The sequence below is a fragment of the Streptomyces sp. NPDC093568 genome (assembly GCF_044764945.1).
Lineage (GTDB): Bacteria > Actinomycetota > Actinomycetes > Streptomycetales > Streptomycetaceae > Streptomyces.
In genome coordinates, this window is the sequence record NZ_JBIWJD010000003.1 from 154,728 (window position 1) to 174,305 (window position 19,578).

Consider the following 19,578-nt stretch of genomic DNA (forward strand, 5'->3'; position numbering starts at 1 on the left):
CTCAGCCGGGAAACCGGCCCGTGCTGCGCAGCGTCCAGCGCCGCTCGGCGTAGGCCAGATCGTCCCGCCACAGCCGGCCGGCCGCGCGGCGCATGAGGGGACGCAGGGCCGGGGCTGCGGCCCGGGCGAGCGCGAACCCTTCGCGGTCCGAGGCGGCGACGACCGCCTCGGTCACGGCTGTCCGCGGCTGTCCGTTTCCCTCCGCGGTCAGCGGCGTGGCATGGCTCTCGACGACGGAGCCGGCTCCCTCGCCCTCGGTGATCCGCATGACGACCGTGCGCGGTTCGGGTGCCGTGAACTCGGCACGGACCGGAACCACCAATGACCCCGCCACCCGGAAGGAGACGTCGACGACGAACGCGTCGTCACCGCTTCCCCGTGGGGTGCGGACGACGGTCAGGTCGACGAAGGAGTACGGGTGGAACCACGAGCCGTGCCAGGGGTCGAGCCGGTTGGCGACCACGTCCTGCGGCTCGCACCGCCCGACCGCCGTGAACACCGAGTCCAGCCCGCTGCCCGTCGCGGGGCGCGCCGGCACGACCGGCGTCCGGAGCGGCTCCTCGCCACCGACCTCGTCCAGCCGCACCCAGAGGAGTACTCCGTCGTCGTGGACGGGGTAGGGCTCCCAGCCGGCGAACGGAGTGCCGTCCAGGGCCATTCCATGCCAATGGCACACGAGCGTGCCGCAGACCACGCGGCTGTCGCGCAGGGGTGCGCCCAGGTGCGGGCAGGCGCCGGGACCCGCGTGCACGAGGCCCGTGTCCGAGCGCCACAGCACGATCTCGACACCGCCCACGGTCGTGCCGTGCGGGCGCTCGCCGGCCCTGACCGCACGGGAGGCGCCCACGACGAACCAGTTGCCCGAGGGACGCGCCGAGGCCGTCTTGAGTGCGTCGGCGATCAGGCCCGGCCGCGCGTCCTGCCAGGTGGGGGTCTGCGACGCCCACCGCGGTGTGCGGCGACGCCGCAACGGTGGCGTCCAGCGGGGCTTTCCGGATCGGTCGGTCATCTTGCCTGCCCCTTCCGTTGCAGTGCGGGCTCGCCCGCTGGGAGGACCGTGTCCCTGCCCCGGGCACGCCATCTGGCCTCGACGACGCGCGCGGCTCCGGCCGCGGCCACGGCCGCACGCCGCCCGCGAGGCACCACCGCGCGGGTGTGCAGGACCGCGTAGTCCTGTTCCGCGATCGCGTCGAGAATGCCGCCGTACAGCGTGAACGCGGTGCGGATGCACGGACGCACCCGCGGGTCGAGCATGGCGATACCGGGTTCGGCCGCCCGGTACACGCCGCGGGTCATGACCTCGACGGCGACCAGAGCCGCTCGGATCCGCCGGTCCTGACGTCCGGTGCGGCGGCTCCACTCCAGCAACGACCGGTCGACGCCGTGGGCGGCGAGCAGGTCGGCCGGCAGATAGACACGGCCCCGGTCCAGGTCCTCCCCGACGTCGCGCAGGAAGTTGGTGAGCTGGAAGGCCACGCCCAGGGCCGCCGCATGAGGTGCGGCCTCCTCGCGGGGTACGACCGGGCCGAGCACCGGCAGCATCTGCAGTCCGATCACTGCCGCTGACCCGTGCATGTAGGTGCGCAGGTCGGCGTAGGTCGGGTAGTCCGTGACGGTGAGGTCGGCCCGCATCGAGGCCAGGAACTCCTTGAACAGGTCGTGAGCGATGTCGTGGCGTGCGGCGGTGTCGGCCACGGCTCGGACCACGGGCTCGCCCGCACCGCCCGTGTGCAGTTGGTGCGTGAGATCGCTCTCCAGCCGGCGCAGCTGCCGGTCGCGCTCCTCGTGTGTCCGGCTCCCCTCGAGGTCGTCCACGATGTCGTCCGCCCAGCGGGCGAACCCGTACAGGGCGTGTACCGCGGAGCGTCGCTCCACCGGCAACAGGCGCGTGGCCAGGAAGTAGGTGCGGCCGTGGCGGGCGTTGAGCTGCCGGCACCGGGTGTAGGCGGCACGCAGCTCGGGATCGGTGATCCCGGCGGCGTCCAGTTCACGACGGGTCATCAGGGACCTTCCGCGGTCGGGGCGGACGGAGCGCTCGCGGCCGGCGGGGCAGCACGGAGGGCGTGGGTGGTGCGGTCGGCGCGTCCTGCGGTGCCGCCGGTGCCGCCGGTGATGCGGGCGGCGGCGAGCTTGCCGCTGAGGAGAACCGTCGGCACACCGACCCCGGGGGTGGTGCCGCAGCCGGCCAGTACGGCGTTGTCCAGGCCGCGTACCAGGTTGCGCGGCCGGAACGGGCCGGTCTGGGCGAAGGTGTGGGAGACCGAGAAGGGGCTGCCCGCCGCGTGTCCCTGAGCAGTCCAGTCCAGCGGAGTCACCAACAGCTCCTCCTGGACGCTGGTCCCGAACCCGCCCATGCCACGCCGTTCCAGCTCGGCGACCAGGCTGTCGCGGTAGCGCGGGCCGAGGTCCCGCCAGTCGGCGGCGGACGGCCCGACGGAGGTGTTCGGGCACGGCGCCAGCACATAGTGCAGATGCCGGCCGGCCGGAGCCAGGGTGGGGTCGTGGGCCGTCGGGCGGGTGATCAGCAGGGAAGGATCGCTCATCAGCGTTCCCGAGCGGGTCAGTTCCCTGAACGTGCTCTCCCAGGCCGTGCCGAAGGAAAGCGTGTGGTGGGCCAGGCCCGGCCAGGTGCGGTCGGTGCCGGCGTGCAGCACCACCGCAGACGGTGAGTGCCGCAGTGGAACGGGACGCCGGGGAGAACGCCCCAGCAGCCGGTGGGCGGTGGACAGTTCACAGGTCAGTACCACCGCGTCGCAGGCGATCCGCTCGCCCGAGGTGAGGCGCACGGCACGCACCCGGCCCGCCGACCGTTCCAGTGTCCTCACCTCGGCCGACCACCGCAGGTCGCCTCCGGCTTCGGCGATCGCGTCGGCCATCGCACGGGGCAACGCATGCATGCCCCCCTTGGGGAACCAGACGCCGGCCACGGTGTCCATGTAGGCGATCACGGCGTAGGCCGCGAGAGCTCGGGCGGGCGCGACGCCGGCGTACAGGGACTGGAAGGAGAAGACCCGGCGCAGCCGGGCGTCGGAGAGGAAGCGGCCGATGCGCCGGTCCAGCCGGCCGAAGCCGCCGAGGGCCGCCAGCCGTGCCAGGTCGGCGTCGAAGAGCTGGAGCGGAGAGTCGAAGTTGGTGTCGATGAAGCGCCGCATCTGGACCCGGTAGAGCCGCGCCAGCCACTCCCGCAGGTCGCGGTAGCCCGCGGCCTCGGCGGGTCCGGCGAACCGCCGCACCTCCGCCTCCATCGCCTCGCCGTCGGTGTGGACGTCCAGCGACGTCCCGTCCGCGAAGCACGCCCGGTAGGCCGGATGCAGCGCCACCAGCTCGACCCGGCGCGCGAGGCTGTCGCCGACCGCGGCGAAGGCCTCGTCGGCCAGATGCGGCATGGTCAACACCGTGGGCCCGGTGTCCAGTTCGTACCCGCCGAGTCGCATCCGGCCGGCCCGCCCGCCCGGGCCGGCCTCCCGCTCGACGAGCGTGACCCGGCGGCCGGCGCCCAGCAGATGGAGGGCGCAGGAGAGGCCGGACAGCCCGGCGCCCACCACCACGATGTGGTCGGTCGGTCCCGCTACCGTCCTCACGCCTGCTCCTCGGCGTGGCTCAGGGCGACACCCGCCGCCCGTTCGAGCAGCGACGCGAACTCCCGCCGTACGCAGGCCTGCGCACCCGTCCGCTCGAAGTGCCGCAGACTCATGGCCGCCAACTCGGCGATCTTCGCCTCGGTGACGGCCCGCGCCCCGGTCCGCTCCAGGGCCATACGCATCCGCTCGACGGCCACCTGCGACCGGTGGGCCGCGCCGGGGGCGAGGGCCCCGGCGGCCGCCTCGTCCCCGGACGTGTCCGCGAGTCCGACCGCGACGGCGAGCAGGTACGTGAGCTTGCGCGACCGCAGATCGTCGCCGGCCGGTTTGCCCGTCAGCGACGGGTCGCCGAAGGCACCGAGCAGGTCGTCGCGGAGCTGGAAGGCCAGGCCCGCACACCGCCCCGCGGCTCGCAGCGCGCCGAGGACGCGGGGGTCGGCCCCCGTCAGTGACGCGCCCAGGGCCAGGGGCCGCTCGACCGTGTACAGGGCACTCTTGAGCGTGGCGATGGTCAGCGCCTCGTCCACATCGGACGAGCCGGTCGCCTGGGCGTACAGGTCGCGGTACTGCCCGGCGACCATTTCACCGCGCATGGCCCGCCACTCGTCGTAGAGGTGCGAACCGTGCGGTGAGCGCAGGGCCGTCTCCGCCATCAGATCGTCGGCCCAGGTCAGCGCGAGATCCCCGGCGAGTACGGCGGCACTGGCACCGAACGACTCGGAGGAGCCGGTCGTCGGTGCGGACCGGTGCAGGCGCGCAAGGTCGACGTGGACCGCGGGGCCGCCGCGGCGCAGCGGCGATCCGTCCATCACGTCGTCGTGTATGAGGGCGCACGCCTGCAGAAGCTCAAGGGCCGCACCCGTGCGCAGAACGGTGGTGGCGTCGCCCGAGCCGCCGACGGCACGCCACCCGCACCACACGAACGCGGTGCGCAGCCGCTTCCCGCCCCGCCGGATCAGCCCGGCGACGCGGTCGGCCACGTGTCCGGCGAACACCGGGTCCACCTCGCGGGCCTGGCGCAGCCGCGTGTCGAGGACCTGTTCCAGGAGCGCTTCGACGCCCGTGGTCGCGTCGAGGGCCGTCGCGGGGAACTCGACAAGTCCGGCAGGTTCGGCCACCGTCGGCCTCAGTCCAAGCATGCACGGCCCCTTTTCACTCTCCGTCACCTGCACACGAGTACTTCCGCCGCTGCGGCGGATGTGGATGCGCCGTCTTCTGCCCGGCGGGGGCTCTGCCGAGGACCACACCCACGGGCGTACGCAGCTACGGCGGACTGTCGCCGCGCGACCGCTCCTGACGGCGTCTCCGTGGGATTCTCGGGGGCGAACCTGCACAACAGTCAGGCGCTGATCCCGCTGGTGAAGGGAATACCACCGATCCGCTCCCGGTGCGGACGCCGGCGACGCAGACCGGGAAAGCTCCACGCCGACAAGGGGTACGACTACGACCACTCGCGGCGATGGTTACGCGGGCGCGGCACCAGGCAGCGCGTCGCCGGCAGGGCATCGAGTCCTCGACTCGCCTGGGCCACCACCGGTGGATCATGGAACGCACGACGGCCTGGCTCGCCGGATGCCGCAGACTGCACCGCCGCTACGAGCGCGAAACCGAGCACTTCCTGGCCTTCACCAGCATCGCCCGCACCCTCATCTGCTACCGCCGACTCACCAAATGGACGTCTTAGGACCCTTGGCGGGCCCGGCGGGTGCGGGCGATCAGCCACATCAGGTACGGCGCTCCGATCGCCGCCGTGAGTACGCCCACCGGGAGTTCGACGGGGGAGAACAGGCGGCGGGCCAGCAGGTCCGCGAGGAGCACGATCGTTGCGCCGGTGAGGGCGGAGGAGAGCAGCGGGATCTGGGCGGTGCGGGTCATCCGCTGGGCGATCTGCGGGGCGAGCAGTGCCACGAAGTCGACCGGGCCGGCGGCGCCGGTGGCGACGGAGGCCAGCACGACGCCGAGCCCGGTCAGACCCAGCCGGACCGGGCCGAGCCGCACACCGAGCGCGGTCGCCGTGCTGTCGTCCAGGGACACCATGCGCTGGGCGTGCGCGGCCCACAGCAGCGCCGGCACCAGGACCGCGAGGGCCAGGGCGAGCGGCGCGGCCTGCTCGTAGCCCCGGCCGTTGAGGGAGCCGGTCAGCCACACCTTGGCCTGCTGGGCGACCAGATAGTCCCCCTTGGTGAGGAACAGCCGCGTCAGCGACCCGAGCGCGATCGACACGCCGATCCCGACGAGGACGAAGCGCGTCGCGTGCAGGCCGCCCCGCCAGGCGAAGACGTAGACCAGCGTGGCCGCCGCGAGCCCGCCCGCGACCGAGACGTACGGCAGCACGCTGTACGAGGTGAGTCCGAACGTCATCGCGGTCACCGTAGCCGCCCCCGCGCCGTGCGTCACACCGATGACGTCCGGACTGGCGAGGGAGTTGCGGGCGACGGTCTGGATCAGCGCGCCGGAGACCCCGAAGGCGGCGCCGACCAGCAGGCCCGTGACCAGCCGGGGCAACCGGAGCGTGCCGACGACCAGTTCGTCCGGGCTCGGCTGCCCCAGCAGCACGCGGACGACCTCGGTGGGGGAGACGTACGACTCGCCGACGCACAGTGACACGACGGTCGTCACGGCGAGCAGGGCGGCCAGCAGGAGGGCGACGGCGCTTGCCCTGCGGTGCCACAGGAAGCTGCCGCTGCCCACCCGCACCACGGCGTAGCCGGCGGGGCGCAGCCGCTTGGCGGCGGACAGGGAGCGTTCGACTGACTGGGTCATGCCGGCACCGTCGCCTTCCGTCGTACGAGGGCGACCAGGAACGGCACGCCGAGCAGCGCGGTCATCACCGCCACCGGCACCTCCGAGGGCGCGAAGACGACCCGGCCGAGCACGTCCGACACCAGGATCACGGTGGGACCGAGCAAGGCCGACAGAGCGAGGACCCAGCGGTGGTCGGCGCCGACGAGGGACCGCGCGATGTGCGGGACGGCCAGCCCGGTGAACGCGATCGGACCGGCCACCGCGACGGCCACCCCGGTCAGCACGGTGGCGGCGAGCGCGCCGACGGCCCGCACCAGCCCCACCCGGTGCCCGAGGCCCCTGGCCGCGTCGTCGCCGAGGGCCAGGGCGTCCAGGCCCCGGGCCACGACAGACACCAGCACCAGCCCCACGAGCACGAACGGCCAGGTCTGAGCGATGATTTCGCCGTCCCGGCCGCCGATCGAGCCGACGTCCCAGAAGCGGAACTCGTCGAGTGCGCGGGCGTCGGTCGTGACGATGGCGGAGACCACGGAGGCGATGAACGCGTTCATCGCGGCCCCGGCCAGCGCCAGTTTGACCGGCGACGCGCCACCGCGTCCGCTGCCCGCCACGGCGTAGGCGGCCACCGCGGCGAGCCCCGCCCCGGCGAACGCGAACCAGACGTAGCCGCTCGGCGTGTGCACCCCGAGGAAGGCGATGGCGCAGACGACGCCGAGCGAGGCGCCCTGGCTGACGCCGAGGATGCCGGGCTCGGCGATCGGGTTGCGGGTGATGCCCTGCATGACCACACCGGCGACCGCTAGGGCGAGCCCGACCATCACGCCGATGACCGTGCGGGGGACCCGCAGGGCGCGCACGACCTGCGCGTCGTCGCCGGTGCCGCCGTGCAGCAGGGCGCTGAGCACCTGGTCCGGGGGGATCTGCCGGCTGCCGAGGGCGAGGCTCAGCAGGACGGAGACGAGCAGCAGGAGCATGCCCGCGGCCGTCCAGGCGAGCCGGCGCCGGGTGCCACGGGACATGCGGTTCCTCTTGCTGTTCGCTGTGCGGCGGACGAGTTCTCCCGCCGCCCGGGTCCTACTTGGCGAGGTACTTCTCCAGGTCCCCGAGGACCTCGTCGGCCGCGGTGACGCCCAGGCCCAGGTACCAGGTCTCGTCCGGGACGTCGTAGGCGTGCCCGGCCTTGACCGCCCTCAGGTTCTTCCACAGCGGGTTGTTCTGCGCGCGGGACTTGTCGGTGGCCTTCGGGTCGCCGTACACACCGGTGAAGACGTAGTCCGCGTCGGCCTGGTCGATGTTCTCGGCGCTCACCTCGGCGGCCAGGTCCTCGATGTCCTGGTTCTCGGGGCGCGGGATGCCGGCGTCCTTGAGGATGGTGCCGATGAACGAGGCGTTGGCGTAGAGCCGGATCACACCGTCGGGCAGGTAACGCACCATCGACACGGTCGGCTTCTTCGGGCCGAGCTCGGTGTCGAGCTTCTTGACCTTCTCGTCGTAGGCGGCGAGCTTCGCCTTGGCCTCGGCGGTCTTGTCCAGGGCCGCGGCGTTCAGGAGGTAGTTCTCCTTCCATGTGAAGCCGGGGCGGATGGAGAAGACGGTGGGCGCGATCTTCGACAGCTCGTCGTACTTGTCGGCCGCGCGCAGCTGGCTGCCGAGGATCAGGTCGGGCTTGAGGCCGGCGATGGCCTCCAGGTTGAGGTTGTTGATGGTGCCGACGTTCTTCGGCGTGCCGGCGTCCTTCTTCAGGTAGGAGGGCAGCTCGGGGGAGCCCTCGGTGGGGGCGAGGCCGACCGGCTTGATGCCGAGCGAGACGACGTTGTCGAGCTCGCCGACGTCGAGGACCACGACACGCTTGGGCTGCGACTCGATGACCGTCTCGCCCATGGCGTGCTCGATGGTGCGCGGCCACTGGCCCGGCTTGGCGTCGGTGCCCATCTCGGCGGTCTTCTTCGCGGCCGACGCGAAGTCCTTGCCGCCCTTGGCCACATCCTTCTTGTTGCCGCCGGCCGCGGAACCCGCGTTGTCCGCGCTGTCGTTGGAGCCGCCGCAGGCCGCGAGGGACAGTGCCGCGGCGACGGCGAGAGCGACGGCGGCGGTGCCGCGACGGCGGTGAAGCATGACAGGGGGCTCCCTTGTGGTGCACATTGGTCGGCTGTTAGGCCAGCCTCACCTTATCCGGCCCTTTCATGTGCCCTACAAGGGACCCTGTGTGGTTCCTGTCACGGTCTCGTGGTGGCGGGCGGGTCAAGCCGACGAGCACTCCGCGTCGTTGGGAGCGTGAAGGTGGTGGGGCCGGGATCCGCGGCGCCCTTCGTGGCAGTGAAGCCCAGGGTCACCGAGTGCGCCGGGGCGATGCTCGCCGTGTACGGGTGCGGCACGGCGGTCCCAACGGCGCCGACGCCACCGTCGTACAGGTCGACGACGATCCGTCCGCACTCGGCGCGCACCGGCCGGTGCACCTCGGTGTCACCGGCGGCTTCGAACTCACCGCGCGCGAGGTGTTTGAGGCGGGCGGCGCAGGAGGCGAGGGCTACCGGATCCCTGTGGTCGGCAACGCAAACCTTCCAGTCGCTCGGGCTGGCGACCACGATCGGGGCGGCGCCGGCCCGGCCGGACCGGCTGCCGGTGGCCGCGCTCGGCGACGGCGGCGCGCTGATGAGCGCCGTGGAACTGGACACCGTGCGACGGCTCGGGCTGCCCATGGTGGTCGTGGTGTACGACGACGAGGCCTACGGCGCCGAGGTGCACCACTTCGATCTGAAGGCGGTGGGCGGACTGGGTCGCCGGGCCGCGCACCGCACCCTTGCTGATCGACGCCAAGGTGGTCGACGACCATGGCTCATGGTGGTTGGAGGAGGCGTTCCGGGGCCACTGAGCGTTCGGCTGCGGGCCGGCGAGCCGGGTCGCTGTTCGTGTGCGGCGCCGTTGTGGCCGGTCGCGCCCGCGCGGCGGAGCCGCATATCGATACAGCCTCGCCCCTTCGGGGTGCTGCCGAGCGGGCCGTCGGCCGCCCGGCGCGCGCTCGCGCGGCACCGGGCGGCCGGGCGGGATCAGACCGCCGGAGCCGGGTAGGTCGGGTACTCCACCCCGGAGACGTGCTGGACGACGCGGATGACCTGGCAGGAGTAGCCGAACTCGTTGTCGTACCAGAGGTAGAGGATGGCGTTGTCGCCCTCCACCTTCAGCGCGCCGGCGTCCACGATCGAGGCGTGGCGGGAGCCGATGAAGTCGCTGGAGACCGCGTCGGGCGCCGTGATGAAGTCGATCTGGCGGCGCAGCGGCGAGGTCAGCGACACCTCACGCAGGTGGTCGAGGACCTCCTCGCGGGTGGTCTCGCGGCTCAGCTGGAGGTTGAGGATCGCGATCGAGACGTCTGGGACCGGGACCCGGATCGAGCTGCCGGTGATCCGCGCCTTGAGGTCGGGCAGCGCCTTGGCGACGGCCGAGGCGGCGCCGGTCTCGGTGATGACCATGTTCAGCGGCGCGCTGCGGCCGCGGCGCTCGGACTTGTGGTAGTTGTCCAGCAGGTTCTGGTCGTTGGTGAACGAGTGGACGGTCTCCACGTGGCCGCGCAGCACGCCGTACTCGTCGTCCATCGCCTTCAGCGGCGGGACTATGGCGTTGGTGGTGCACGAGGCGCAGGACAGGATCTGCTCGTCCGGCTTGACGGTGTCGTGGTTGACGCCGTGCACGATGTTCGGGACGTCGCCCTTGCCCGGCGCGGTCAGCACGACCTTGTCGATGCCGGGGCGCAGGTGGCCCGACAGGCCCTCGCGGTCGCGCCACTTGCCCGTGTTGTCGATCAGGATGGCGTTCTTGATGCCGTACGCCGTGTAGTCGACCTCGCTGGGGTCGTTGGCGTAGATCACCTTGATCGCGTTGCCGTTGGCGTTGATCGTGCTGTTGGCCTCGTCGACCGTGATCGTGCCCTGGAACTGGCCGTGGATGGAGTCGCGGCGCAGCAGCGAGGCCCGCTTGACGATGTCCTGCTCGCCGCCGCCCCGCACCACGATGGCGCGCAGCCGCAGGCCGTTGCCCGAGCCGGACTTCTCGATCAGCAGACGGGCCACGAGCCGGCCGATGCGGCCGAAGCCGTACAGGACGACGTCGCGCCCCTCGCCGTGCTCGATCTTGTTGGCGCCCGTGGCACCGGCGACGGCGTCGGCGGTGAACGCCTCCACCGTCAGACCGCGGTCGTCGGCCTTGTACGTCGCGGCCAGCATGCCGATGTCGATCTGCGACGGACCGAGGTCGAGCTCGGTGAGGGCCTTCAGGAACGGCAGGGTCTCGGTGACCGAGAGCTCCTCACCCGCGATCTGCCGGGCGAACCGGTGGGTCTTCAGGATGCTGACCACCGACTTGTTCACCAAGGAGCGGCTGTGGAGGAGGACGGTGACGTCCCGCTCCCGGTGCAGCTTCCCGATGAGCGGGATCATCGACTCCGCGATCTCCTCGCGGATCTTCCAGTTGGTGAACGAGTCGTCGTTGACAGTCACAGGCCCATCTTTCGAGCTAGGAGGCGCTCATATGCTAACCGGAGGTTGCGACAGGCGTTCAAAGGGGGGTCTGTGTGAAGGTCGAGCGTCCCGGTTAGTAGATTTTTGACCGTTTTATTGGGACCGCGTCGCGGCGACGCGGAGAAGCCGACACGGCTAAGGAGTGGACCGGTGGAGCTGGAGCTACGGCATCTGCGTGTGCTGTGCGCCATCGCGGATGCGGGGAGCGTGGGCCGGGCGGCGGCCGAGCTGGGCTACTCGCAGCCCGCCATGAGCACCCAACTCCGTCGGATCGAGCGGTACTTCGGTGACTCGCTCTTCGAACGCGGCCCCACCGGCGTGCGGTTGACCGCGTACGGCTTCGAGGTCGTCGCGCAGGCCCGCGACGTCCTCACCCGGGCCGACGCGATCGGGCGCCGTCCTGCCTCCGGCTCCGCCACCGAGCGCCGCACCCTTCGGGTGGCCGCGACCAACTCCCCGATGCTCGCCGGCATGGTGGCGGGCGTGCGCACCCGGCTGCCGGACGTCTCCCTGGAGCTGAGCAGCGTCTACGCCTCCTCGCGGATCGTAGAGCTGCTGGAGGAGGGGGTGGTGGACGCGGCCATCGCCGCGGACTACCCCGGCAGGGAGCTGGAGCACTCGGACGCGGTGGCCCACCGCGGCATCGTCACCGAGCCCACCTTCGTGGCCCTGCCGTCCCGCCACCGGCTCGCCCAGCGCGCCCAGGTCGCCCTCGCGGATCTGGCCGAGGAGGCATGGTTCGTGACCCCGGACGACGGGGCGGGCTGGCCCGGCGTCTTCTACTCGGCCTGCACCGCGGCCGGCTTCACGCCCGCGGTCGTGCATGAATTCCTCGGCGACCAGCAGCAGTTGCAGGGGATGATCGCCGAGGGCCTCGGCGTGGCCGTCGTGCAGCCGACGATGCGGCCGGTTCCCGACGTGGTCGTCAAGCCGCTGGCCGGTACGCCGCTGTGGTGCCGTTACGTGCTGGCCTGGCGGCGCGCGGCGGTCGCCGAGGACACGGTCGAGGCGCTGTTCCAGTCCGCGGTCGAAACGCATCGCCAACTCGTCGGCCAGTCACCGCACTTGAAGGCATGGGCCGCGCGGACCTGGAGTGCCGCGGGCGGGTAGTCGAGGCATCTGTGCGGCCGGGCGGGCGTGTTATGTCCCGCCGGTGCCATGTGCTATGTCACACGGCATTGTTGCGCCAGGGCGGCATTGAGACAGTGCCTCACACGCCTCAGCACCCCTCACAGAGGCGCATCCATCCGTGGAGGACTCCAGATGCGCTACCGCTCCGTGCTGCCCGGACGCATGGCCACGGCGTTCGCCGCCTGCGTCACCGTGTGCGGCTTACTGTCCACGCCGGCGCTCGCGGCCCCCGCGCCCCGGGCCGACGCCGTCCCGACCGCGTCCCCGGGCTCGACCCAGCCCCCACCGCCGACGGGCCCGACCCCCCTCGATGCCGCCGCCCGTCCCGCCGTACAGGACCGGCCGCTCATCCCCGCCCAGCTGCCACCCCTGCCACCCACGCGCGTCCCCACCCGCCCGAGCACGGACGCCGGCCTCAAGGCGGCCCCCTGCACGCCGGGCGACTTCGGCCGCAGGACCGGCGCGGCGCTCGTCGCGTTCGTCACGGCCTCGACGACGGACTGCGTCAACTCCCTGTTCGGCGTCACGGGAACAGACGCCCGCGGCGTCTTCCGAGAGTCCCAAATGGTCACGGTCGCCGAGGCGTTCACCCGCACGGCACGGCAGTACGCCGGCGACAATTCCGCCGGCGTATGGCAACTCGTGCTGTTCCTGCGGGCAGGCTACTACGTGCAGTTCAACCATCCGGACGACGTCGGCCCCTACGGCACACCGCTCGCCCGGAACACCGTCCGCGGCCTGGATGCCTTCTTCGCCCGCCCGCACTCCAGAGACGTCACCGCCGCCAACGGCGACGTCCTGGGCGAGGTCGTCATCCTCACCGACAGCGCCGACCAGCAGGCCCGCTATCTCCGGGTCTACCAGCGAATACTGAAGGGGTACGACAGCTCCTACGACGCCGTCCTCAGCATGCTCGCGGCCGTCAACGCCGTTCACACGCCGCTGTGGCGCGGTAACTGGAACCCGCGGTACGTGAGTGCGGTCACCGCCGACCCGTCGGTCGTCCGCACGCTGCACGCCTTCGCGCGCGACCACCTCGACCTGCTCGGCACCGACCGCGCGTACCTCACCTCCAACGCCGGGATGAACCTGGCCCGTTACGTCGAGCACCCGGACCTGCGGCCGACGGTGCGCCCCCGCGTCCGGCACCTGCTGGACACGACCCGGATCACCGGCCCCACGGCCGGTCTGTGGGTGGCGGTGGCGACCCAGGCCGACTCCTACGACAGCGCAGGCTGCGCCTACTACGGCGTATGCGACCTGACCGGTCAACTCACCCGGGCCGCCCTGCCGGTCACCCACGACTGCGACGCCACGCGCAGGATCCGGGCCCAGTCGCTGACCTCGGCCGACCTCGCCGCGGCGTGTGCCAGCGTGCTGGGCCAGGACGCGTACGTGCACGACCTGGTCAAGGACGACGGACCGATACCGGGCCAGCACCTCTCGACCCTCGACCTGGCCGTCTTCGCCAGCGCCCAGGACTACCGCACGTACGCCGGAGCGATCTTCGGGATCAGCACGGACAACGGCGGCATGACCGTGATCGGCGACCCGGCGGACCCGGCCAACAAACCTTTCGCGGTCATGTACCAGAAGAGCCAGGACACCGGACACGCCGCCCGGATCTGGAACCTCAACCACGAGTACACGCACTACCTCGACGCCGTCCACAACATGAAGGGCGACTTCGCGCAGCAGACGTCCGTGCCCGACGTCTGGTGGATCGAGGGGGTCGCCGAGTACGTCTCCTACGGCTACCGCCGCATCACCTACGACCAGGCCGTCACGGAGGCGGGCCGGCACACGTACCGGCTGAGCACGCTCTTCCAGAACACGTACGCCAACAGCGACGTGACCCGCACCTACCCGTGGGGCTACCTCGCCGTCCGGTACATGGCCGAGCGGCACCCCGCCGACATCCAGCGCATGCTCGCCCGCTTCCGCGCGGGCGACTACGCCGGTGGTTACGCCGTCTACGCCACCGACATCGGCACCCGTTACGACGCCGATTTCGACGCGTGGCTGACGGAGTGCGCCGCCGGCGCCTGCGCGGCGACGCCTGCCGCCAGCCGAGGGTCGTCTCGGGGAGCGTAAGTCACTGCCGGCAGCCGTCCCCCCCCGGATGACCGGGTGCTGAACGCGCCCCGTGGCCGAGGCCACGGGGCGCCCGGCGTCAGCAGGTGGGGCGCTGGGCGTGAGCCGGATCGAGGGCGTTGAGCACGAGCCGCGTGGCGACGTCGTTGTAGGCACGCAAGCGACTGCGCCAGGTGGAGGTGCTGTTCGGCGACCGGCTCGGGGACCCGCGGTTCCGGTTCGAGGCCCTGCCGGCGCTGCGTACGCACGCCCTGCGGCCGAACGGTGGCCGAACCGCTGTGTGATCGAGGAGTTCCCCGGCGGGGTGAGCGGTGCGACGATGCCGCCATGATCGCAACCCCGGACCCACGCGACGGCAGGCCTGAACGCCGAGGACTCCAGGTGGAGACCCACGGCCTCGACGTGATCGCCGACGCCGAGCGCAAAGGCACTCCACGGACCCTGTTCTGGCCCTGGTTCGGGGCCAACGTGTCCATCCTGGGCCTCGGTTACGGTGCCTTCGCGCTCGGCTTCGGGATCTCCTTCTGGCAGGCGCTGACCGCCGGAGTCCTCGGCATCGTCTTCTCGTTCCTGCTGTGCGGATGCGTCGCCGTGGCGGGGAAGCGCGGCTCCGCACCGACGATGGTGCTCGGCCGCGCCGCTTATGGCGTGCGCGGCAACCGCCTGCCGTCGGTGATCTCCTGGATCCTCACCGTCGGCTGGGAGACCGTGCTCTGTGCCCTGGCCACGATGGCCACCACGACCGTCCTCGGACGGCTCGGCTGGGGCGGCGGCACCGGGACCAAGGTGGTCGCCCTCGTCGTCGTGGCCGCGCTGACCGTCGTCGTCGGCGTCATGGGCTTCGACCTGATCATGCGGTTCCAGACGCTGATCACCGTGGTCACGGGCGTGCTCACCGTCGCCTACGCCGTTCTCGTCGCCGACCACGTCCACTGGTCGGCCGTCAGCTCCGTCCCGGCGGGAACCGCCCAGGAGTTCATCGGCGCGCTCGTCTTCATGATGACCGGCTTCGGGCTCGGCTGGGTCAACGCGGCCGCCGACTACTCCCGCTATCTGCCGCGCACCGCGTCGAGCCGGGGCGTGATCGGCTGGACCACCTTCGGCGCGTCCCTGGCGCCGCTGCTCCTGCTGGTCTTCGGCCTCCTGCTGGCCGGCTCTTCCACCGAGCTCAACGAGGCCGTCGCCGCCGACCCGATCGGCGCGCTGACGACGATCCTGCCGACCTGGTTCCTGGTCCCGTTCGCCGTGGTCGCCGTCCTCGGCCTGGTCGGCGGCGCCGTCCTCGACATCTACTCGTCGGGCCTGGCCCTGCTCTCGGCGGGCCTGCGCGTGCCGCGCTACGTGGCTGCCCTGTTCGACGGTGTGCTGATGATCGCCGGCTCGATCTACATCGTGTTCGTCGCCGACGACTTCCTCGGCCCCTTCATGGGCTTCCTCACCACGCTCGGCGTCCCCGTCGCCGCCTGGTGCGGCATCATGCTCGCCGACGTGGCCCTGCGCCGCCGCGACTACGACGAGGCAGACCTGTACCGCCCGGCCGGCCGCTACGGCGACGTACCGGTCACCCCGTTGCTCCTGACGTCCGCTGCCACCGCGCTCGGCTGGGGCCTGGTCACCAACTCCACCGCGAACTGGCTGGACTGGCAGGGCTACCTCCTGGACCCCCTGGGCCTGGGCGGCAGGTCCGGCGCCTGGGCGTACGCCAACCTCGGCGTCCTGGTGGCCCTGGCGGTCGGGTTCCTCGGCACGCTCCTCACGGCCCGCGGACGCGTCCGTGCACAGGAGGCGCAGGCACCGAGCCCGACGACGGACGAGGGGGTCGCGGCCGTATGACCGCAGGACTGCTCGCCGTCATCGACATGCAACGGGTCTTCGCCGACCCCGACAGCCCCTGGGCGACCCCCCGTTTCACCGAGGCGGCGGCGGGCGTACGACGCCTCCTGCCGGCCTTCGGCGACCGCGTCACCTTCACCCGCTTCGTGGCTCCCGGCACCCCCGAAGGAGCCTGGCGCGCGTACTACGAGCGGTGGCCCTTCGCCCTGCAGCCGCCCGAGGCCCGACTCTGGCAGCTGACCGACGAGTTCGCCGCCCACGCGCGGCACGTGCTGGACGCTTCCACCTTCGGCAAATGGACCCCGGAACTGTCCCGCCGGGCCACCACGCAGGGCCGCCTCGTCCTGGCCGGCGTGAGCACCGACTGCTGCGTCCTGTCGACGGCCCTCGCCGCCGCCGACGCGGGCACCGAGGTACTGGTCGCCGCCGACGCCTGCGCGGGAGCCGACGACGACTCCCACGCCAAGGCACTGCACGTGCTGGACCTGTACCGGCCGCTGATCCGCGTGACGACGGTCGGGGAACTGCTGGGGGAGGGGGCGTGAGCCGCTCGGGCCGGCTGGCGCTGCTCGGCGGAGGTTTCTCGACCGACGAGGACGGGCTCCTGGACGACTGGGTCCTGGGCCACGCGCGTGCGCCGCGGCCCAAGGTGTGCTTCCTGCCCACCGCGAGCGGTGACGCCCCCGCGTACATCGACCGGTTCCTCGCCGCGTTCCGAGACCGGCCGGACCGCGAGCCCTCCGTCCTGCGCCTCTTCGACAGGACACTCGACGACGACGCCCTGCGCAGGTTCGTGCTCGCTCAGGACGTCCTCTACGTGGGTGGCGGCAACACCGCGAACCTGCTCGCCGTGTGGCGCGTGCACGGCGTGGACCGGTTGCTGCGCGAGGCGTACGGCCGGGGCGCCCTGCTGTGCGGTATCAGCGCGGGCGCCAACTGCTGGGCGGAGGGCTCGCACACCGACTCCTTCGGCCCGCTCACCTTCCTGCCCGACGGCCTCGGCCTGCTGCCTGGTTCGGTGTGCCCGCACTACGACAGCGAAGCCGGGCGTCGCCGTTCCTACCGGTCGGCCGTGGCGAGCGGCGCCCTGCCCGCCGGCTGGGCCCTCGACGACGGCACCGGCGCCCTCTTCACGGACGGCCGGCTCATCGAGACCGTGTCCCGGGTTCGGGGCCCTTCCGTGTACCGGGTGGTGAGGGACGACGCGGGCGAGGTCGACGAGCGAGCGCTTCCCTGCCGGATCCTGAGTCCTCCCGCCGGGCCGGCCTGAGCCGTCACGGCTCGGTCGTCTCGGACTCCAGTGAGGCGCGGGTCGGCAGTCCGTAGACGCCCGAGTCGTCGTCGAGGATGACGCGGGTGAGCTGGTAGGTGCGTACCGAGCTCTCGACCTGGCGGTCGTAGTCGCCGTCCGCGTCTGCGGCGTACAGGCCGATCTCGCGCAGGCGCAGTTGGAGTTCGGCGACCTCCGGGCCCTGGTCGCCGAGGCTCAGGACCGGGGGCCGGCCCGGTGTCTCGCTCGGTTCGGGGGCGGCGCCGTCGGTGGGGCCCGCGCTGGAGGGGGCCGCGGTGGGCGTGGCGGAGGAGACGGACGGGGAGGGGGAGTCGCCGGTCGGGGACGGGTCGGGTGCGGGCGTGCTGGTCCGGGACCGGGTCGGGGAGGCCGTGGCCCGGGACTGTCCCTCGGGGGATGTGCCGTCCTCGGTGGTCGCGTCGGGGACGGGTGCCCGTAGACCGTCGGACAGGGAGCCGTCGCGCGAGGGGCTCTCGTAGGTGAACAGGCCGCCGAGGTACGCACCCGTCAGCAGGACGGCCAGGGTCGCGCCCGCACCAGCGAGGAGGAGGGGGCGGCGACCGTGTCGGGGGCCTTGGGGGAGCGGGAGCTCGGCGGCCGGGGCCGCCTTTGCCGGGGCGGGGGACGCGGGTATCTCTTCCCCGGGCAACTCCCGCGGCTCCCGGGGAGGTTGCTCCTCAGTGGCCGGCCCCTGGTCGTCGTCGAGTGCGACGAACGGTCGTATCCGCACCGGATCGAAGTCCTCCGCGGCCGCCGCCTCCGCCGTGCGCGCCTCTCGACGGGCGTCGGAGGCGTGGCGCGCGCAGGAGCAGGCCGGGGTGCCGTCCGCTGCCCGGGGCGTGGCGCACTCCGGGCAGACGGGGCCGTTCGCTTCACTCACGTAAGGGGTCCCTCTCCGTGCGGGATCCAGAGTTTAGGCATACGTTCCGCACGCAATCTCCATGGCCCCGGAAGTTGGCGGAAGCAGCGCCTCCGGACCGCTCCGAACCGGCCGTGCGGGGCGGTTCCCTCACGCCGAGCGGCGCGGTGGCGTCCCGGCGGTGGGCCGGTCGAGGTGGGCGGTGAACCAGTCGCGGGCCAGCTCGGCGACGGTGGTGAGGGCACCGGGCTCCTCGAAGAGATGGGTGGCACCCGGCACCACGGCGATCCGGTGCTCGCAGTGCATCCGGTCGCCGGCCAGGCGGTTGAGGCTGAGCACCTCCGCGTCCAGGCTGCCGACGATGAGCAGCGTCGGGGCCCGCACACGGGTCAGCGCCGCCGGGGTGGCGAGGTCGGGACGGCCGCCGCGACTGACGACCGAGAGAATGCCGGAGCCCGACAGCGCTGCCGCCTCCAGCGCGGCGGCGGCCCCGGTGCTCGCCCCGAAGTAGGCGACGGGCAGGCCGGTTTCACCCCGCAGCCACACGGACGCGGCATGCAGCCGCCGGGCCAGCAGAAGGATGTCGAAGACGTTGTGCCGTTCGTGCGCCTCGGCGTCGGTGAGCAGATCGAGCAGCAGGGTGGCCAGGCCCGCGCGGTTGAGGGCGGTGGCGACGTACCGGTTGCGCGGGCTGTGCCGGCCGCTCCCGCTGCCGTGCGCGAAGGCCACGGCCGCCGGCGCGCCGTCCGGTACGACCAGCCGGGCGCCCAGCTGCGCCCCGGCGGCCGGCAGCAGCACTTCCCGGTTGGGCGGGGCCGCCGGCTCGGCGGGCGCGCGGGCCGCCTCGGTGAGCAGAGCGGTGACCTCGCTGTCCGGGGTCTGGCGGAAGCGCCGGTACCAGGCGCCCACCGAGCCGAGCACCTGCTGCGTCAGCGGACAGACGACGGCGTCGGCGACCCGCCGCAGCCGCGCGACGCCGTGGGCCGATCCGACGGGAACCGCGAGCACCACCTGGGCCGCCCCCTGCCCCCTTACCACCCGGCAGGCCGCCTCGGCCGTGGCGCCGGTGGCCAGCCCGTCGTCCACCACGACGGCGGTGCGCCCGGCGAGCGGCAACGCGGGCCGCCCCTGCCGGTAGCCGCGCACCCGCCGCTCCAGCTCGATCCGCTCGGCCCGCTCCACGGCCTCCTGCTCGGCGACGGCCGGTCCCGCCTCGGCGATCACATCCCGGTTCAGGACCCGCACCCCGTGCTCGCCGATCGCCCCGAAAGCCCACTCCGGCTGCTGGGGCACCCCCAGCTTGCGCACCACGAGCACATCCAGCGGGGCACCGAGATGACGTGCGACCTCCGCCGCCACGGGCATCCCACCGCGCGGCAGCCCCAGCACCACGACGTCCTGCCCGCGCAGCCCGTCCAGCCGCTCGGCCAGCAGCCGCCCGGCCGCCCTGCGGTCTTCGTAACGCATACCGCCTCCCGCGCCCACCAGGGCGGGAGCCTGACCCGTCCCTCTCAGGCTACGACTGTTCGC

Annotated in this window: 15 protein-coding genes and 2 pseudogenes; 7 read left to right on the plus strand and 10 right to left on the minus strand. The window is 72.5% G+C overall.

Features of this window, described 5'->3' with window-relative positions; genetic code table 11:
- Position 1: 1 nt before the first annotated feature.
- Genes ACIRD7_RS14800 through ACIRD7_RS14815 form a run of 4 tightly spaced genes read right to left on the minus strand, consistent with a single transcriptional unit; the run spans position 2 to position 4,720 of the window.
- On the minus strand, positions 2-1,009 hold the full coding sequence (locus tag ACIRD7_RS14800; protein ID WP_403453212.1) for a DUF5914 domain-containing protein: 1,008 nt from the start codon (positions 1,007-1,009) through the stop codon (positions 2-4).
- Positions 1,006-2,001 (minus strand): phytoene/squalene synthase family protein, encoded by a 996-nt coding sequence (locus tag ACIRD7_RS14805; protein ID WP_403453213.1) that lies wholly within the window; start codon positions 1,999-2,001, stop codon positions 1,006-1,008. Before ACIRD7_RS14805 ends, ACIRD7_RS14800 begins: the two co-directional genes overlap by 4 nt.
- Positions 2,001-3,581, minus strand: a complete 1,581-nt coding sequence (locus ACIRD7_RS14810; protein ID WP_403453214.1) for a phytoene desaturase — start codon at positions 3,579-3,581, stop codon at positions 2,001-2,003. The genes ACIRD7_RS14805 and ACIRD7_RS14810 overlap by 1 nt, the downstream gene beginning before the upstream one ends.
- Positions 3,578-4,720, minus strand: a complete 1,143-nt coding sequence (locus tag ACIRD7_RS14815; RefSeq protein WP_403453215.1) for a polyprenyl synthetase family protein — start codon at positions 4,718-4,720, stop codon at positions 3,578-3,580. The genes ACIRD7_RS14810 and ACIRD7_RS14815 overlap by 4 nt, the downstream gene beginning before the upstream one ends.
- Positions 4,721-4,882: 162 nt before the next feature.
- On the opposite strand from ACIRD7_RS14815, the pseudogene ACIRD7_RS14820 reads away from it, so the two are divergent.
- A pseudogene (locus ACIRD7_RS14820) lies at positions 4,883-5,265 on the plus strand (transposase); the annotation flags it as partial.
- Here the strand turns inward: ACIRD7_RS14820 and ACIRD7_RS14825 are convergent.
- The 3 genes from ACIRD7_RS14825 to ACIRD7_RS14835 are packed head-to-tail and all read right to left on the minus strand — an operon-like array spanning position 5,262 to position 8,441.
- Positions 5,262-6,344: a FecCD family ABC transporter permease gene (locus ACIRD7_RS14825; RefSeq protein ID WP_403453216.1), complete on the minus strand. Its 1,083-nt coding sequence runs from the start codon at positions 6,342-6,344 to the stop codon at positions 5,262-5,264. The pseudogene ACIRD7_RS14820 and the gene ACIRD7_RS14825 overlap by 4 nt on opposite strands.
- Complete coding sequence (locus ACIRD7_RS14830) at positions 6,341-7,345, minus strand: FecCD family ABC transporter permease (protein WP_403453217.1); 1,005 nt, start codon at positions 7,343-7,345, stop codon at positions 6,341-6,343. Before ACIRD7_RS14830 ends, ACIRD7_RS14825 begins: the two co-directional genes overlap by 4 nt.
- 55 nt (positions 7,346-7,400) lie before the next feature.
- Complete coding sequence (locus tag ACIRD7_RS14835) at positions 7,401-8,441, minus strand: ABC transporter substrate-binding protein (protein WP_403453218.1); 1,041 nt, start codon at positions 8,439-8,441, stop codon at positions 7,401-7,403.
- Between the two features lie 251 nt (positions 8,442-8,692).
- Here ACIRD7_RS14835 and ACIRD7_RS14840 point away from each other — a divergent pair.
- Positions 8,693-9,198 (plus strand): annotated as a pseudogene (locus tag ACIRD7_RS14840) (thiamine pyrophosphate-dependent enzyme); the annotation flags it as partial.
- 175 nt (positions 9,199-9,373) lie between these two features.
- Here ACIRD7_RS14840 and ACIRD7_RS14845 read toward each other — a convergent pair.
- Entirely contained in the window at positions 9,374-10,819 is a 1,446-nt protein-coding gene (locus ACIRD7_RS14845) for a glyceraldehyde-3-phosphate dehydrogenase (RefSeq protein ID WP_403453219.1), read from the minus strand.
- 171 nt (positions 10,820-10,990) lie between these two features.
- Here ACIRD7_RS14845 and ACIRD7_RS14850 point away from each other — a divergent pair, with 171 nt between their 5' ends.
- The 5 genes from ACIRD7_RS14850 (at position 10,991) to ACIRD7_RS14870 (ending at position 17,168) form a co-directional block, all read left to right on the plus strand.
- On the plus strand, positions 10,991-11,950 hold the full coding sequence (locus ACIRD7_RS14850; protein ID WP_403453220.1) for a LysR family transcriptional regulator: 960 nt from the start codon (positions 10,991-10,993) through the stop codon (positions 11,948-11,950).
- Between the two features lie 153 nt (positions 11,951-12,103).
- Positions 12,104-14,065 (plus strand): collagenase, encoded by a 1,962-nt coding sequence (locus ACIRD7_RS14855; protein WP_403453221.1) that lies wholly within the window; start codon positions 12,104-12,106, stop codon positions 14,063-14,065.
- A 327-nt stretch (positions 14,066-14,392) separates the two neighbouring features.
- Positions 14,393-15,898 carry a purine-cytosine permease family protein gene (locus ACIRD7_RS14860; RefSeq protein ID WP_403453222.1) on the plus strand — a complete coding sequence of 502 codons (1,506 nt, stop codon included), beginning with the start codon at positions 14,393-14,395 and terminating at the stop codon, positions 15,896-15,898.
- Positions 15,895-16,443 carry a cysteine hydrolase family protein gene (locus ACIRD7_RS14865; RefSeq protein ID WP_403453223.1) on the plus strand — a complete coding sequence of 183 codons (549 nt, stop codon included), beginning with the start codon at positions 15,895-15,897 and terminating at the stop codon, positions 16,441-16,443. Before ACIRD7_RS14860 ends, ACIRD7_RS14865 begins: the two co-directional genes overlap by 4 nt.
- On the plus strand, positions 16,440-17,168 hold the full coding sequence (locus ACIRD7_RS14870; RefSeq protein WP_403453224.1) for a Type 1 glutamine amidotransferase-like domain-containing protein: 729 nt from the start codon (positions 16,440-16,442) through the stop codon (positions 17,166-17,168). The genes ACIRD7_RS14865 and ACIRD7_RS14870 overlap by 4 nt, the downstream gene beginning before the upstream one ends.
- Before the next feature lie 4 nt (positions 17,169-17,172).
- On the opposite strand, the gene ACIRD7_RS14875 is transcribed toward ACIRD7_RS14870, so the two are convergent.
- Both ACIRD7_RS14875 and ACIRD7_RS14880 read right to left on the minus strand, forming a co-directional pair.
- Complete coding sequence (locus tag ACIRD7_RS14875) at positions 17,173-18,069, minus strand: peptidoglycan-binding protein (protein ID WP_403453225.1); 897 nt, start codon at positions 18,067-18,069, stop codon at positions 17,173-17,175.
- Between the two features lie 129 nt (positions 18,070-18,198).
- Positions 18,199-19,515: a phosphoribosyltransferase family protein gene (locus tag ACIRD7_RS14880; RefSeq protein ID WP_403453226.1), complete on the minus strand. Its 1,317-nt coding sequence runs from the start codon at positions 19,513-19,515 to the stop codon at positions 18,199-18,201.
- Positions 19,516-19,578: the final 63 nt, after the last annotated feature.